Raw genomic sequence first — 15,438 nt, 5'->3', positions numbered from 1 at the left:
TCTATCTGCAAAGTAACTTGATAAAAATACGCTGTTTTGTATCGTTTCAGTGACTAAAACTCATGAGTGATATGCCCAGAATCAATTCCCTGCCGTCTTTTGCCCTCATGCGCAGTTTCGAGGCTGCTGCACGCCACGAAAGCTATACCATGGCGGCAGAAGAGCTTGGTGTGACGCAGGGCGCGGTTAGCCGTCAGGTTCGTGAACTTGAGGTTGCGCTGGGGGTGACGCTGTTTCGCCGGGTCGGACGTGCGGTTCGCTTGTCGAAAGCGGGTCGCGCTTTGTTTGAAGAACTTGCAGGCGACCTTGAGCGGCTGAACGGTACGATCAATCGTGCGATCGCGGCCGGTGACGGTGCGTCGTTGCTGACCTTGGCGGTCCTGCCCACCTTTGCGACACGGTGGCTGGTGCCCAGACTGCCGGATTTCAAGCACCTGCATCCGGGGATCGAACTGGATCTGCATTCCTACACGACGCCGTTCAGCCTGGAAGAGCGGCGCATGGACCTTGCCATTCACTTTGGGCACGAAGACTGGCCCGGTGCGCGGCTACGCAAGCTGTTCCCGGAAAAACTTGTTGTAGCGGCTGCGCCTGTGTTGTTGGGCGACCAACGGACTTTCGAGGAACAGCATGTGTTCGATCTGCCGCTGTTGCATCTGACCTCGCGGCCCGGGCTGTGGTCCGAATATCATGCCAGCCATAGACTTGAGGCCAGAACGGTTTTTCCAGGAATGCGCTTTGATCAGTTCTCGATGCTGATCGAAGGCGCAGTTGCCGGGCTTGGGGCTGCGATTTTGCCGTCCTATCTGATCGAGGCCGAGTTGGCGTCGGGCGCGCTGGTCCAGACCGGGCAACTGGCGAATACCTCGGGCAGCGCATATTTCATTGCCACACCAACCGGGCAGAGGAACGAAGCCGTACAAGCATTTGCGGACTGGATCATCCGGCAAACGAAAAGGCATCAGTAAGGGTGCAGCCGCGAAAGAAAGGTTACAGTACCCGGATACCTGGCATGGTCTGGATGACTGCCAGATCCTGCTCGTAAAGCTCTGTAAATGCGTCAACGATGTCGGCGTTCCAGCCGGGCAGATCAAGTTCCTCTTCGACCTCATCGGGCCGGGCGTGGTCTTCCAATATCCGCGCAAGGTCTTCGCGTTGAGTATCTTTGTCGAGGCCGTCGCTGCCCCGCACGATGTCCAGAACATGCCGTTGACCGGTTTCAGTCAGAAGCGACGACAGCAACGCATACTCATCCACCAGAGGAGCGTCACCGGGCAGGCCCGCCATTGCGCGCATGATATCCCCCAGAATCAGTGGCAAGTGTTCATTCTTCCACAAAGTGAGCTGCACCTGAGGCGCAAGATCGCGCAGATCTTCGATCATGCTCAACCAGCTCAGGCAGCTCAGATCGGTGCTGGTCAGAATCTCCTGCCGGTGATCTTCATGGATCGACATCAGGACCTTGGGTATGAAAATCCCAGGGTTCACCAGACCGACGAATAATTCAACTTGAGCATCCTCCAGCAAGGTCTGGGCATAGGCTGTCCGCTGCCCGGCAAAAGGGTAAATCTGTCCATGTTGCAGGGCAGAACGTGTTGGGCCAAAGAACTTGTCGTTCGAGAGGATGACACGATCAACATTTGGATCATCTGGAAGAAGGGCGTGCAGCCCGTCCTGCGTTTCTGAATCAGTCAAATCCTGAGCAAGAGCATCAGACAGAACCTTGACAAACTGACGCCCGCCGCGTGGCCCCAAGATCGCAGCACGGCAATCCACCAAGGCCTGCTTGATTGCCGAAAGCGAGGACAGCACTTGCCCTTCATCGGCAAAGGCGGCCCCGGCATGGATTACTACCTGCATCTTTAGTCCTTTTACCCTCAGGGGCTGTGTCCATCCCATTCTATGTCTTTGCGTCGCATGAAAATCTGCAACGAACCAACCCCGCGGTTTCTGCACTTTCTCAGGAAAACGGGCAATCCCCAAGTGCGAGTTAAAAATGAGGGTTGCAGTCCTCTGTCGGACGAAGTAATCGACTGCCAGTGCCCCTATAGCTCAGCTGGTAGAGCAACTGATTTGTAATCAGTAGGTCCGCGGTTCGAGTCCGTGTGGGGGCACCATTTAATTTCAATCATTTAGATGAAAAAGTATCGACGTTATCTAGGTGGGTTTTGCTCAGGGGTAACGCTTGGGGTAACGGGTCAATCTTTAAGATTTTTTTGAACCTGCCACCTTGTTTGTAAGCATTGCCTCAATGGTGCCGCAATGCTCGCAAAGATGTTCCTTCGAATTTTCAATGGATTGAACAGATGAATAAGCTACTTGCATACGCCTCGCTTTGTTCTTGCGCAGTTATTCCTTCACTGGCTCTGGCCGAGACGCTCTATGTACCAACGGTTCACGTTCTTCAAACAAATGGCGAATACAAGGCTTACGCTTTGGCTGGTACAGAAGGCGGAGTATCGCGAGTGGAATGCGAAATGCGTGCTGATGCTTGGCAAAACGAACACGCAGACACCATCGCCATTGCAAAGAAAACGCTATCCGAAAGTGGGAAGTACGGAGATATGCGAGTCAACTGCGAGCGAAAGAAATAGGAAAAGATCAATGAAAAAGTCTCTTGTTTCAGCAATGCTATACACCTGCACAGTATTCCCTGCTTCGGGTCAAACGACCGAGCAATATGCAGGGGAACTTGGCCAGCAAATGGCCGCGTTGATGACATCGACCTATATGTGCCAGGACTTCATTGGCGGAGCATCGCTTTACCGTGCCTATAAGTTGGACATGATTGCAACGATGACACGGTTGACGGGCAACGAGAACGAGGCCGTCCTGACAGCTGACAGTTTTGAGCAGAAACTGATCGCTGACGCTCCAAACGAAAAACTGCTGGAACGGGTCGCGTCGTCAGAAACGGTTATCAACAGCGATGTGGTCGCAAGCTGCAATGAACAGATTGCGGAACAAGTGGACCGAGTCCGTGTTCTCAAAGCGCATCTTGGCCTTCTCTGACGCTTGAATCCCCGCCACCCTTCGGGCCTCATCGAAGCTCATCCCGGCGTTGACCAACGTGCCGACCGCCCGGGCGCGTCCCGCGATGTCGGCGCGCTCGATGTCGGCCACGTCAATTGAACCGATTCCTAACTTGCGGTCGAGTTCGGGGGCAAGGCCACGGGCCAGCGGTTCCAGCGTGGTCAGCCAGAATTGCCGCATCCCCTCGATCCGATGCATCGGGCCTGGGGATGTGTCGGACCACGCCAAAGCCTGAGGATGTGATCGGGGTGCCGTTGCGCGCTGGTGACTTCCTTCGGGGCTGCCCGCTAATTTTCCTGATCTGGCAGGTCAAAGCACATTGTTATCATCTCGTTGTGCTTGTAAGGACGTTGCACTGTCCGAAAGGGCCGCGCCATGCGGGCGTGATGGAATGGTAGACATATCAGACTTAAAATCTGAAGGGCGTATGCCCGTGTGGGTTCGAGTCCCACCGCCCGCACCAGGCACTTTCGAAAGGAACATTCCGCTGCCCGGGTTGCGTGTCTTCGGGACTGCAAATGCTGTGAAGCGCAGCCTACGTCGTCATGGCGTCATATTCATGACCAGGACTATACCGGATACCCCAATTTCCGGATCAGCCTCCAGATGTCCTTGTTCGCGGCTGACAACTGATTGACGACTGTCTCGATTTCGCGAAGCGCATCATCATCTACCGTGTCCGAGCGCCCCAGTCTGATATCGGTCTTACGGTCAGAAATCCGCATCAGAATTGTTTTCGGGTTTCCGCTTTCCTGATCGAATGAATAGATGCAGTGGTTATACTTGTTTCGAATGCCTGAAAGCTTGCTGAGCCGTTGCGTGCGTTCGAGGATCGGGTCACGAACCTGCGCGGGTCTTCCCTCCATCTTGGCAAGCCGTTCGACCAGATCAATACGCGCGCGGGTTGTGTTCAAGGTCAGGAAAATAATGACGGCCACGTCTTTCGACGTTCCGGAAAGGCCCGCGATCAGGTGGATCAGCAGGCTTTCGGTGTTGGTCCACATATAGTTCAGCCTGCCAACCAGAAGGATCAGGCGATCGAACCGGGCTTCGAACGTGTCAGTCAAGGGCGGATTGCTGCGCCTCGTGCGGCGCAACCTCGTAATAGAAATGTGCGGCTGCGGTGCGGTTGCTGACACCGATCTTGCCAACCACGTTGTGCATATGCAGCTTGACCGTATGTTCCGTAATTCCCAGCTTGGTCGCAATCAACTTGTTGCTTTTGCCCTGCGAGACAAGTTGCAGGACCTGCTTTTCGCGACGCGTCAGCTTCAGGTACCGCGACTGCTGGTCGCCACCATATGTGGCACTTGTCACTGGTCGGTCCGGGATGTCCCGAGTGTGCTGGCCTGGAAAGGCGACGCAATCGGCAAGAAAACTGGGCAGGTACAATTCTTCATGCATCAGCAGTCTGAGGATGGCACGCCAAGCATCGGGCGCCACATTCATCGGCAGAAATCCAACTTCGCCGAACTGCGCGCGATCCCAGGATTCAAACATATGCCGGGCTGATTCTTCTTTGCGATAGGCAAAGGCAAGACAGCCGGATCCGGTACTTTTGGTATAGGCCATTGGGCGCGCCAGCAGGTCTTCAAGCATCATCTGATCAACAACAACGATCTTGCTGCAACCGGGCGCATGGCTGTTCATGGTTTCGAGGGTTTCAAACCGCCGGGCGCGAACTCCGAATTCAGTTTGAACGCTTCTTAGGGTCTGATTGGAGTAGAATAATTCTTTTCCAATAAAGACAACCGAAAAATCTTCTGAATAAAGATCCTGATTGGCAGTTTCATCTATCAATGACGCACTCATCACATTCCCTCGCAAACAGGGTCAACCAAAAATTGCTTATTTGAATTCTGGTGGTCTAAAATAGTTAACTAATCAAATAGGTAATTAAATTTTATTATACTCGAAAGCATGGTTTTCCACAACCGGGAGGAGTGCTTCCATAGCCCGTACCATAGAACTTTCGGTTAGGTTTCCGCTTGGATTTTTGTGCAACCAGCGGAAACAATTGAATTATTTTGTTGCGACTTTTTATGGGTAGGTCATGCGGGGCAGGTGTGCGCAAATTTAGGCGCGTTCTAAAAGAAAGTAATAAAAACAATGATGTAACTACCTCAAAACTTTCGACTAGCTAGGCGTGGGCGTGCGTCGCTGCGAACATGGCTGGGCTTCAATTGTCGAAGCGCCTGTCCCTGTCGCGCCGGTCATTGCGTATTTAAGCAACCTTCATGAACCGTCGCGCTTTCGGCTTAGCCGGGAAAGGAGGTGGCCATTTAGAAACTTCCACAGACCGCTTTCAGCGCGTTCAAGTGCTGCGCGGGTATTTTTGTTTCAATCTCGCCTGATGCCGCTTTTTAGATGAATGGCGGTCTGGCGTTCCAGAAATAGGAATTTGTCATGAGACGTAATGTGAATAATACAAACGTAACAACCGTCGACGAAATTAATGTCGAAAACCTGGAAGCTCCGGTAAATGTTGAAATCCCGATTGATGAGGCGTTTGTTGAAGCTGATCTGACTGCACAACAGCAGCAGCAGGACCAGAATGTCGAAAACTCCAACGATCAGGGCCAAGACCAAAATCAAGGCCAGGATCAGGGTCAGGAACAAGGCCAGGACCAAGGTCAGGATCAGGGCCAGGATCAGGATCAAGGTCAGGATCAGGACCAGACGCTAAATGCCGGAGATAACACCAACGACAACTCAAACAGCAATGCGATCAATATCGACTTTGGTGGCGGAGAGTGGATTCCGCGCGATGACGATCAGGTCGACCTGGACTTCGGAGATAACGCGTCGGTTGGCGACGTAATCACTGCAGGCCGTGATCTGAACTATGATCCTGGCGATGACATGAATGTCGATATCTCAATGGATGGTGCCGGAACCGCAATGGCGGCCGTCAATAGTCAGGTGGCCAGCCTGAGCGATGACGATACGCTGGAATCGGCGTCGGTTTCGAACAATTCCGGTTTTTACCAGAATGGCAGTGCTTATGGCGGTACCGCCAACGCTGAAGAAGGTATCGGCGTCAAGTCCAACGGTGGAGATTCGGGTGCCGGTGGTACCAGCTATGGCGGTTCGGCAGACTCGACCACGCTGGGCAGCCATGCGTTTGGTGCCGGTGGCGATACCGGCAGCGCCGACGCGGATTCGGGTGGCGGCGCAGGTGGTGATACCGGAGACGCAAATAACGCCAGCATTGGTGTCGGCCTGTCCGGCGCAGGGGCTGACGGTGACAGCACTGGCGGCGACGGCGGCGACGCTGACAGTTCGTCTTCTGCTGACAACGACGGCAGCACAAGCGTTGACGGTGACGGAACCGGTGGTAACGGCGGAAGCGCAGATTCGTTTGGTCTGGGACTGGGCCTTGGTCTGTCTGGCTCGAATGCCTCGGGCAGCGCCGATGGCGGAGACAGCGATTCCGACTCGAGCGGCACGGGCTTTGGTCTGGCCGGCAATGACGTAGACGCCGAAGGTTCCGACGGCGGTGACGGCAGCGCTTCGACAGACGGTTCGTCGTCGAATTCCAGTGACAGCACTACCGAAGCCAATGATGCGACCGCGGGCAGCAACGCTGCAGAGGGCAGCGCTGACAGCGGCGCGGACAGCTCGGCCGACGGCACTGGCGGACCTGGTACCGGCGGTGAAGGCTCGGGCGGCGAAGGGTCTGGTGGTGAAGGATCCGGTGGCGACGGCACAGGCGGTGACGGTACTGGCGGTGACGGCGAAGGCGGATTTGCTGCGATGGTCGAAGCTGCAATCATGGCCCTTCAGGAAGAGCTTGGCATGATTGATGCCGAAGCGGGCGAAGGTGGTGACGGAACTGGCGGTGACGGAACCGGTGGCGACGGTTCGGGCGGCGATGGCTCTGGTGGCGACGGCTCAGGCGGTGACGGTTCGGGCGGCGATGGTTCCGGTGGAACCGCTGACGCGGATTCGGATGCGCAGGGTGTTGGCGACCAGTCCGCAAGCGGGCCTGACATCAACCAAAGCCCAGGTGACGTGAACGGTGCGTCCAGCAATTCGCAGAACACGGATGGCAGCGGTGGTAATGGCGGATCCAATTCGGCCAACGGCACAGCGGACGCAGCGGGCTCCGGTACGTCTGCAGCAGACGGTGACGGCGGAGCAGGCGGCACAACGACGCCCACATCCACGTCTTCGGGCAACGGTGCCGGATCTGCCGATGCAGCCAATACCGCCGGTGATGGCGGAGCGGCGGATGTATTCGGTGATGCCGATACAAACGGAGCCGCCGACAGCCTGGCTGAAGCAATCGCCGGATACGGTGGTTCGGGCATGTCCGATAACGATGCCACATCGACCGGGTCGGGCGATGCGACCGGTGCGGCCAGCTCGGGTGCCGGTGGTGCCGGCGGCGCGTCCGCCGCAAATGGTGGAGCCAGCGGATACTCGACCGGCACAGCCATGTCCGGTGACACCATGGGTGGAACCATCACGGGCGGCAGCGCGGCCGGTGCCTATTCAGGTGACGGTGGCGCAGGTGGCAACGGTGGCAGCTGGGGCTCGAACAACGGTGGCGATGGCATCGTGAGCGGTGAGTCCTATGCCTCGGCAGCGGCTGTTGTCGACACCTCGGCCTTTAACCAGTCGATCGTCATGGGGGCCAACGTGCTTGGCAACTCGGTCGATACGACCATGGTCGGTGGCTCGATGACCTCGTCCTACGCAAGCGACGACAACGACGCATAAGTCATAAGGCGAGGCCCGCATTATCGGGCCTCGCTATTTTCGAGAATGCCGGGGCCGCGCGCAGTGGCCCCGGCCCAACTGAACCCAAAGCGGAAATTCTGGCCGGTGCGGGTGAAAAAGGATAACCGACATGGCCCTTGACGCGATTACGGAAACGATAGCGCATTTTGTTGGAACATTTGAAATTACGATCGAACAGGCCCGGCTGCGAGACCAGTATGATGAATTCACCGCCCTGAGGCGAAAAGCCGAAATTGACGGGCTGGACGATCCTGCTGCGATCCACATCAGGGCCGATCTTGATATCCCGGTGGGCGAATACAAACTCCTCCCATACAATTTTGCCCCACCTCAACCTAACCTGCCGCTACCAGACGCGCCGAAGGGGCCTGTACATGAATCGGTGATTATCCTTGGTGGAGATGGGCCGGTTTCCGAGCGTTTTGTCCCGGACGACACGATTGGACCGTCATCCGTTCCTACACTTGTCATTCTGCAGCCGGAAAACGTGCCGTTGGGGTCGGCGGTAAGTTACACCATGCAAAAGGTTTTCCTGCGTGACAACGATACGGTGGGCGAGGGTGAATTTCGCGACACGGATGCGCTGATCGCGAAAGGTGAGCAGATGCTGGACACGGCGTTGTCACTCCATGCCGTGGCAAGCCCGTCATTTTCACTCGCGGATTACCAGTCAATCGAGATGGTCGAGGCACTGGCCGAACAGATGTTGAACCCGATGAACGGGGATGTGGATGGCGTCACCGTGTATCAGTTCCATGGCAATGATGCCTTGGGTGTGATCGTCAATGGCGAGCACATGGCCGAAGCACCTGAATGGACCGACCTGCTGCCCGCTTTCCATCAGCCGGATGAGGCGACTGGCGATGAAGCGGAAACGCCGTGGCCTGCCGAATGGGATCAGTCCAAGGATCCCGATTTTGACGACGGGCATCTGGTGGTGACCGGCGGCAATCTGGCGATCAATGCAGTGTCTGCGACAATTGGTTGGGTGGATGCTCCGTACATTGTTGTAGGCGGGCAGGCCATCAATCTGACGGTCATCAGTCAGGTCGCGCTTGTTTCCGACTGGGACGTGGGTGCCATGAATGCCGGAAGCGGTACCAACCTGGTTCAGTCTTCGGTGATCGAAGTCGAAGGCAAAGAGGCCGCCTGGCTGGACGATGCCGACGGAGCAGGCGGCCAGCCCGCATATGTTGTTGTGGACTGGGTTCACGGCGATCTGGTGGTCGCGAATTTCATCAGCCAGAGTATTGATGCCACCGATATCGATCACATTCAGACCGAAATTTCAGCCACATCCACGCTTTACGTGCTGGGCGACAACGAAATGTACAATGTCGCCGACATTGTGCAGTTGGGCAGCTATTACGATCTGATCATGATCGGCGGAAACATGATTTCAGTCGATGTGCTGATTCAGTCCATGGCCCTTATGGATGACGATATCATCAGCGGTGGAGTACCCGCGTCGATAATGAACGGTGATGAAAACCTGCTCATGAACGACGCGTCGGTCAAAACGATCGGCAAGGACATTCACCAGGATATGCAACAGAATATGGCGGACGCGCTGGCCATACAGGAAATGGACATGGAGGCGTTGGAAGACGCGCTTCTGAATGATCCGATGTTCGCCGGGATGGAACAGTTGCGCGTCCTCAAGATCGACGGCGATCTTATGCAGGTGAACATCGTCAACCAGGTCACGATGATGCTGGATCAGGATGACATTGACCTGTCGGGCCCGAATGCTGCCGGGGCCGAAGTTGTCGCGGGCAGCAATGCCATGCTGAACACTGCCCATCTGACCAAGATGGGTGTGGACTCGACAGTCATGGCAGCTGACGGGTCGTACTCCGATCTGTTGCTGCATCAGGCCAGCCTGATCGACATGCCGGACAACGACGAGATTACCGCGATGACCAATGAGTCAATTGCCGCCATCATGGGTGACATGACCGTCGCGCAACCGGATGCGGCCCTGGCACTGAATACCCCAGCTGTTGATGCAACTACACCTGACGACGGCCTGCAAACCATGCTGGCCTGATCCCCCCAAGATTTTACCGAGTGACCAAAAGGTTTCTACATGTCGTTTGTTTTTTCGTCGCACCGCCATCCTTTATCCAGCCCACTGGACAGGCAAGGCGGGTTGGGTCTGAAGCGTCAGGATCCCGAACCAGGGGCAGATCCTGCGAAACGGGCCACAGGTGCCAAAACCCGACTGCATCTGACGCAGGAGTTCCGAGTGCCTGAACCAGATCAAAACCGGCCGGTTGAAAACGATGTGTTGAAACAGGCCAAAGACCAGAAACACTCATGTGAACTACCGCGCGCTGAACCTCCCCATCGGCGTGCGGCGCCGCAGCCCGTGCAAGACAAGGACATTGCGGGCGGTGGTGACGGGGTGGCTGATGCTGACGGCCCGGATCATGCAACCGCAGACGAAACAACAGCGCGCAAGACCCCCTCTGCGCGCGCGTCCGGCGCGGATCACATGGGCGCGACGATCGAGGCCAAGGCAAACCAGCCACTGTTGCGGACAAAAGCCGGCGGCGGTGACGGGAACGGGCCACCCCAAACCTTTCACAAGCGCACCCCGCCCGAGGATTTCCAGCGCACATTGCGGGATTCGATCCGGGCGATCCGGCGTAACCTGGCATTTGTTCTGGTGCTGACCTGCGCCACCAATATTCTGATCCTGTCGATCCCGATCTACCTGTTTCAGATCAGTGACAGGGTTCTGACCAGCCGATCCTTGGATACGCTGATCATGTTGACGGCGATCGTCGCCGGGGCCGTGATTTTTCAGTCTGCTTTTGATGCGGTGCGGCGGTTTACGCTGATGCGAACCGGCGTCGAGGTTGCCGTTCGTTTGGGTGCACCGGTGCTTAGTGCTGCTGCGCACGCGTCGTTGCATGGAAACGGGCGCGAATATCAGACGCTCGGCGATTTGCAGCAGCTGCGCGGTTTTCTGGTCTCGGGCACTTTGATTTCGTTTCTGGACGTGCCATTTGCCCCGCTTTTTATTCTGATGATCTTTCTCGTGCACCCGCAACTGGGCCTGATCGTCGTGGTGACGGCGCTGATCCTGATGACGATTGCGCTGGTCAACCAGAAAATGACAGCCAAACCCTTTGCCGAGGCAAACAGGGCGCAATCCATGGCAAACCTGCATCTGGATTCCATGTCGCGCAACAGCCAGATTATCAACGCCTTGGCCATGATCCCCGAAGCAGTGCGGATCTGGGGGCGGGACACCGCCCAATCCCTAACCTGGCAGGTACGCGCGCAGGATCGAAACGTGATCTTCGCGGCGATTTCACGCGCAGTTCGCCTGCTGACACAGATTGGCATTCTCGGATGGGGCGCATTTCTGGCACTGCAGGGAGAGATTACCGGCGGCATGGTGATTGCGGCCTCGATCATTGCCGGGCGCGCCTTTGCGCCCATCGAAGGTTCGATTGAAGGGTGGAACAGTTACCTTCTGACGCGCGCGGCCTATGGGCGGATCAAGGCGCTGCTGTCAACCTCGGCTCTGCAACACGAGAAATTGCGCCTGCCGCGACCCGAAGGCCGGTTGGATGTAGAGCGGTTGCTTTATGTCCCCGGCGGAACCAAACGTGTGGTTCTGAACGGGATTACTTTCTCACTCACCCCCGGCGAAACACTGGCGATTATCGGCAATTCCGGTGCGGGCAAAACCACCTTGGGCAAAACCCTTGTCGGGTCCGTTCTGCCCACGTCGGGAAGTGTGCGGCTGGACCTGATGGATATCCGCAACTGGGACCCACGCCAGTTTGGCGAAAGCATTGGTTATCTGCCACAGGATGTGCAGTTGTTCCCTGGAACCATCAAGGACAATATCGGCCGGATGCGGGCCGACGCCACGGACGAACAGATCCACGATGCCGCTGTTCTGGCTGATGTACACAACATGATCGCAACCCTGCCGCAGGGGTATGAGACCGTGGTGGCCGCTGATGGATCGCCTTTATCGGGCGGACAGAAACAACGCATTGCGCTGGCGCGGGCGTTTTTTGGAAACCCGCGAATGGTGGTATTGGACGAGCCGAACTCGAACCTTGACGTCGCCGGGGACAAAGCCTTGGGGCGCGCCATTGAACAGGCGCGTGAAAGCAAGATCACCGTGGTCGTCATTACGCAGAAACCGACGCTGCTGAACGTGGTCGACAAGATCATGTTGCTGACCGATGGGCGCGTCGCATTGTTTGGGCAGCGTGAGCAGGTTCTTCAGCAGATCAACGGGCCGCGCAAACGGACTGGAACTGAAGGGCAACAGGGGGGCTGACCATGAATGACCTCGTACCCGTAGGGCACTCTGCCGGTGAACCAGACGTCTGGTATGCGGAAGTTCCGCGCTCGATCAACCGTTTTATTGTCATCGGTACTATTATGCTGGTCGTCTGTTTCGGCGGTTTTGGCGTATGGTCTTTCAGCGCCCCGCTGGCGGCGGCGGTCATCGCGCAGGGCAGTTTTGTCGCCACTGGACGCAACAAGATCGTCCAGCACCTTGAGGGCGGGATCATCGAAGACATCAAGGTTGTTGAGGGGCAATCGGTTCAGGCAGGTCAGGTGCTGATGACGCTGGATCAGACCTCGGCCCAGGCCAATGAGCGCGAGCTGTTCATCCGCAAACTGCGCTTGCAGGCGATGACCGAGCGGTTGCTGGCGGAATATGGGGAACGGGATCGTCTGGTCTTTACACCAGATCTGGTCGAGGCCTCCAAAGACGTGGAAGTCATGGCCATTCTCGACGGTCAAATGCTCAGCTTTGATGTGTCGCGCAAGACCTTGCTGAATGATGTGGCGCTATTGGAACGCAACATGGAAGCGTTGAAGATTCGGGCAAGTGGCTTTGAGGCTCAATTGGACAGCATGGCCACACGTGCCGAAATCTTGCAGGAGGAATACGAGTCCAAGAATCAGCTTTTCCAGAAAGGGCTGGTTCGAAAGGGCGAATTGAACACGATCCGGCGTGTGCAGGCCGAAGCCGAGGGACAGCAGGCCCGGTTGCGGGCGGAGGCCGCTGAAATCAATCAGATGCTTTTAAAGTACCAGGAACAGATTACACGCACCCGATCCGCCTATCGCGAGGCAGCACTGGATGAATTGGGCGTGGTCGAGGCCGATCTGGAAAGCGTGCGCGAAAAATCCCGTCAGGCCCGCAATGTTCTGGACCGGGCCGTGGTGCGGGCCCCTGTGACCGGGACAGTGGTTCGCCTGCATTATCATACGCCAGGTGGCGTAATCGAAACGGGCGAACCCATTGCCGAAATCCTGCCTGCCGACGCGCCGTTGATTATTGAGGCGCAAATCCCGCGCACCGAGATTGACAGTGTGGTAACCGGGCAGACCGCCTCTGTCCGCCTGATCGCGCTCAATCAGCGCACAACGCCGGTTCTGTACGGAGAAGTTTTTTATGTTTCAGCCGACGCACTGCTTGAAGAGGCAGCTGGCGTTCCAAAAGAGGTGTATCTGGCGCGCATCTCACTTACCCCGGACGAACTACATCGGGTGAGCGGCTTTGTTCCGACCCCCGGCATGCCTGCGGAAATTATGATCCAAACCGAAGAACGAACTTTTGCAGCTTATATCGCCAAACCTGTGTCGGACAGCATGTCGCGCGCGTTTCGCGAGCAATAACCTTGGCTCCTCAGTCCGTTGGTTCATCTACCTCAAGTCGCGTGCTAATCCTTTTGGGAAAAGCGTAAAGGGGAGCGTGTGTACCTTTGACGGCACAAGACTTGGGTTTTCACGCGCTCCACATCCTTGGCGGGCCGGCGGATCGGGGTCAACGGTAGTTACGAAGTCACAGGTTCATGAAGCGTCAGGTTTCCGCATCTGATGCAAATCAATGCAAAACACATTCGAATCGAGACATGTTTGGCCGGAAGTCATCATAAGGAACACCCGGCCATGTTTCGCCTTGCCACCATGCTATATTCACTGATCGCCACTGCCATTTCAGGTTCTGCCGTAATCGCCGTGCTTTCTGCTGGATTGGTCTCTGTCAGCGCAATTGTCGGCGCAGCAATTGCCGGGGCTGTGATCGCTGCTCCGGTGTCTTGGATGGTGGCCCGGCGGTTGTACAGGGGCGCCTGATCAGGCGTTCAGGAACGTCCGGACCGCCGCTTCGAACTCACGTGGCTTTTCGGCGTGCAGCCAATGACCCGCTCCTGGGATTTTCGCGAAACGCGCGGTGGTAAAAAGTGAGCGGATTGCAGGGCGGTGTTCCGGCAGGACATAATCCGATGCCGCGCCCGACAGAAACAGGGCGGGGCCATCCCATGTAGCGTCCAACTTGGGGAAGCCCATGATCTTTGGCATCTCAGCTGCCAGAACATCCAGATTAAGCAGCCATCGTTTTCCCTTGATATCCAGCGATTGGGTGAAAAAGCTTTGCAACGCTTTCTCAACACCTTGTTCGGCCAGTTGCATCTCCGCGTCCGACCGGCGGGCGATGCGCGAAAAATCAACAGCCCGCATGGCGTCGATGAACTGGATTTGGCTGTGCGAGTATTGAACCGGCGCAATGTCGGCGACCACCAGCTTGTTCACCAACCCATTGTGCCGCAGAGCCAGCGTCATAGCAGCCTTTCCACCCATGGAATGCCCAAGAACATCCGCCACGCCGCCGATCTGTTCTATGACTTCGGCAATATCCTGTGCCAGATGGGGATAATCATGGCTCGGGTCCCACATGCTGTAGGCATGGTTGCGCATGTCCACCGCCACAACCTGCCGTTCGTCTGAAAGCCTTTTGGCAATGACGCCCCAGTTCCGAGCAGATCCGTAAAGGCCGTGTGCTATGACCAACGGGGGGCGGGCGGTGGGTTCGCCATGTACAATCGTGTTCAGCATAGCTTGCGTGATACAAGCGCCTACAGCGGATCACCAGCCCCATTGTAGGTCTTTGTGGCGCAGGCTAGATTGCTGCGGCAGGAGAGAGCCCATGCCGCAGGACACAGACATTCAGACCCGGATCGCTGAGACAGTGGCGTTGCTGCGTGCCAAGCTTGGCGTGCGTGACAAGACGCTAGAGGCATCCATTCGAAAGGCAAAACGACGTCTGCCGCGCCGGGTGTACCGGCAGGCCATGGTGCTTGCCCGGTCCGAGGCGATGGCATCGCACCCAAAGATGCGGTTGATTCTGGATACCCCAAAGCTCGTCAGGGCGTCGGATGTGGTGCAGGACCATCTGGGAAGCATCAATCTTGCGGATCGCAGGTGGGGCTGGTTCCTTGGATTGCTGGGGGGGCTGGCTTTCAACCTGTTGGCTCTGACAGCGCTGCTGCTTGTCTTTCTGTGGTGGCGCGATTTGATCTGACCTTTAGAAGGCTGCCAAGCTGACGCTTGACCTGCTCTCCTTTTGTCGGAGCGGTCGCTCAAACAACAAAAAACGGCGCCTCAAGAGCGCCGTTTTCTTTAATTTAAACGTTTACAGGTTCGGGTAGATGGGGAAGCGGTTGCAGAGATCTGCGACCTGGGCGCGGACGCGGGCTTCGACTTCGGAGTTGCCGTCTTCGCCGTTGGCTGCCAGGCCGTCGACCACTTCGATGATCCAGTCGGCGATCTGGCGGAATTCGGTCTCGCCAAAGCCGCGGGTGGTGCCGGCGGGGCTGCCCAGGCGGATGC

The 15,438-nt window shown here is 56.7% G+C and carries 13 protein-coding genes, 2 tRNA genes and 1 pseudogene; 11 read left to right on the top strand and 5 right to left on the bottom strand.

Annotation, left to right across the window (positions count from 1 at the left end):
• Nucleotides 1-62 precede the first annotated feature (62 nt).
• Nucleotides 63-968, top strand: coding sequence for a LysR family transcriptional regulator (locus tag ACR0AM_RS19245; RefSeq protein ID WP_480521029.1), 906 nt, complete (start codon nt 63-65; stop codon nt 966-968).
• A 22-nt stretch (nt 969-990) separates the two neighbouring features.
• Here ACR0AM_RS19245 and ACR0AM_RS19240 read toward each other — a convergent pair whose 3' ends face one another.
• A complete protein-coding gene (locus ACR0AM_RS19240; protein ID WP_480521031.1) occupies nt 991-1,860 on the bottom strand; it encodes a hypothetical protein in 870 nt (289 codons plus the stop codon).
• A gap of 181 nt (nt 1,861-2,041) precedes the next feature.
• Between ACR0AM_RS19240 and ACR0AM_RS19235 the strand changes: the two genes are divergently transcribed.
• The 4 genes from ACR0AM_RS19235 (at nt 2,042) to ACR0AM_RS19220 (ending at nt 3,496) form a co-directional block, all read left to right on the top strand.
• Nucleotides 2,042-2,117 (top strand) — tRNA-Thr (locus tag ACR0AM_RS19235).
• Nucleotides 2,118-2,306: 189 nt separating this feature from the next.
• On the top strand, nt 2,307-2,594 hold the full coding sequence (locus tag ACR0AM_RS19230; RefSeq protein WP_480623734.1) for a hypothetical protein: 288 nt from the start codon (nt 2,307-2,309) through the stop codon (nt 2,592-2,594).
• A gap of 10 nt (nt 2,595-2,604) precedes the next feature.
• Entirely contained in the window at nt 2,605-3,012 is a 408-nt protein-coding gene (locus tag ACR0AM_RS19225) for a hypothetical protein (protein ID WP_480623733.1), read from the top strand.
• A 398-nt stretch (nt 3,013-3,410) separates the two neighbouring features.
• Nucleotides 3,411-3,496, top strand: a tRNA-Leu gene (locus ACR0AM_RS19220).
• Nucleotides 3,497-3,602: 106 nt separating this feature from the next.
• Here ACR0AM_RS19220 and ACR0AM_RS19215 read toward each other — a convergent pair.
• Nucleotides 3,603-4,100 (bottom strand): hypothetical protein, encoded by a 498-nt coding sequence (locus ACR0AM_RS19215; protein ID WP_480623732.1) that lies wholly within the window; start codon nt 4,098-4,100, stop codon nt 3,603-3,605.
• A complete protein-coding gene (locus ACR0AM_RS19210) occupies nt 4,093-4,845 on the bottom strand; it encodes a helix-turn-helix transcriptional regulator (RefSeq protein ID WP_480521156.1) in 753 nt (250 codons plus the stop codon). Before ACR0AM_RS19210 ends, ACR0AM_RS19215 begins: the two co-directional genes overlap by 8 nt.
• A 606-nt stretch (nt 4,846-5,451) precedes the next feature.
• Between ACR0AM_RS19210 and ACR0AM_RS19205 the strand changes: the two genes are divergently transcribed.
• The 5 genes from ACR0AM_RS19205 (at nt 5,452) to ACR0AM_RS19185 (ending at nt 13,905) form a co-directional block, all read left to right on the top strand.
• Nucleotides 5,452-7,758 (top strand): hypothetical protein, encoded by a 2,307-nt coding sequence (locus ACR0AM_RS19205; protein WP_480623731.1) that lies wholly within the window; start codon nt 5,452-5,454, stop codon nt 7,756-7,758.
• Nucleotides 7,759-7,888: 130 nt separating this feature from the next.
• The gene (locus ACR0AM_RS19200; RefSeq protein ID WP_480623730.1) at nt 7,889-9,829 is read left to right on the top strand and encodes a type I secretion protein; all 1,941 of its coding nucleotides are present in this window, start codon (nt 7,889-7,891) and stop codon (nt 9,827-9,829) included.
• Nucleotides 9,830-9,868: 39 nt separating this feature from the next.
• Nucleotides 9,869-12,091, top strand: a complete 2,223-nt coding sequence (locus ACR0AM_RS19195) for a type I secretion system permease/ATPase (RefSeq protein WP_480623729.1) — start codon at nt 9,869-9,871, stop codon at nt 12,089-12,091.
• Between the two features lie 2 nt (nt 12,092-12,093).
• Nucleotides 12,094-13,446 carry an HlyD family type I secretion periplasmic adaptor subunit gene (locus ACR0AM_RS19190; RefSeq protein WP_480623728.1) on the top strand — a complete coding sequence of 451 codons (1,353 nt, stop codon included), beginning with the start codon at nt 12,094-12,096 and terminating at the stop codon, nt 13,444-13,446.
• Between the two features lie 273 nt (nt 13,447-13,719).
• Nucleotides 13,720-13,905, top strand: a complete 186-nt coding sequence (locus tag ACR0AM_RS19185; protein ID WP_480623727.1) for a hypothetical protein — start codon at nt 13,720-13,722, stop codon at nt 13,903-13,905.
• Here ACR0AM_RS19185 and ACR0AM_RS19180 read toward each other — a convergent pair whose 3' ends face one another.
• Entirely contained in the window at nt 13,906-14,664 is a 759-nt protein-coding gene (locus ACR0AM_RS19180) for an alpha/beta fold hydrolase (protein WP_480623726.1), read from the bottom strand.
• A 91-nt stretch (nt 14,665-14,755) separates the two neighbouring features.
• On the opposite strand from ACR0AM_RS19180, the gene ACR0AM_RS19175 reads away from it, so the two are divergent.
• On the top strand, nt 14,756-15,130 hold the full coding sequence (locus ACR0AM_RS19175; protein ID WP_480521168.1) for a hypothetical protein: 375 nt from the start codon (nt 14,756-14,758) through the stop codon (nt 15,128-15,130).
• Nucleotides 15,131-15,241: 111 nt separating this feature from the next.
• Here the strand turns inward: ACR0AM_RS19175 and glyA are convergent.
• Nucleotides 15,242-15,438 (bottom strand): annotated as a pseudogene (gene glyA, locus ACR0AM_RS19170) (serine hydroxymethyltransferase); the annotation flags it as partial.

It is taken from the genome of Ruegeria sp. AD9 (genome assembly GCF_056542305.1).
The sequence above is the reverse complement of the archived record's forward strand: the minus strand, read 5'-3'. Positions and strand labels throughout refer to the sequence as shown.

Excerpts from the sequence above, each read along its gene's own strand:
- ACR0AM_RS19245 (WP_480521029.1), top strand. The coding sequence starts at position 63 with ATGAGTGATATGCCCAGAATCAATTCCCTGCCGTCTTTTGCCCTCATG.
- ACR0AM_RS19240 (WP_480521031.1), bottom strand. The coding sequence starts at position 1,860 with ATGCAGGTAGTAATCCATGCCGGGGCCGCCTTTGCCGATGAAGGGCAA.
- ACR0AM_RS19230 (WP_480623734.1), top strand. The coding sequence starts at position 2,307 with ATGAATAAGCTACTTGCATACGCCTCGCTTTGTTCTTGCGCAGTTATT.
- ACR0AM_RS19225 (WP_480623733.1), top strand. The coding sequence starts at position 2,605 with ATGAAAAAGTCTCTTGTTTCAGCAATGCTATACACCTGCACAGTATTC.
- ACR0AM_RS19210 (WP_480521156.1), bottom strand. The coding sequence starts at position 4,845 with ATGAGTGCGTCATTGATAGATGAAACTGCCAATCAGGATCTTTATTCA.
- ACR0AM_RS19200 (WP_480623730.1), top strand. The coding sequence starts at position 7,889 with ATGGCCCTTGACGCGATTACGGAAACGATAGCGCATTTTGTTGGAACA.
- ACR0AM_RS19195 (WP_480623729.1), top strand. The coding sequence starts at position 9,869 with ATGTCGTTTGTTTTTTCGTCGCACCGCCATCCTTTATCCAGCCCACTG.
- ACR0AM_RS19190 (WP_480623728.1), top strand. The coding sequence starts at position 12,094 with ATGAATGACCTCGTACCCGTAGGGCACTCTGCCGGTGAACCAGACGTC.
- ACR0AM_RS19185 (WP_480623727.1), top strand. The coding sequence starts at position 13,720 with ATGTTTCGCCTTGCCACCATGCTATATTCACTGATCGCCACTGCCATT.
- ACR0AM_RS19180 (WP_480623726.1), bottom strand. The coding sequence starts at position 14,664 with ATGCTGAACACGATTGTACATGGCGAACCCACCGCCCGCCCCCCGTTG.
- ACR0AM_RS19175 (WP_480521168.1), top strand. The coding sequence starts at position 14,756 with ATGCCGCAGGACACAGACATTCAGACCCGGATCGCTGAGACAGTGGCG.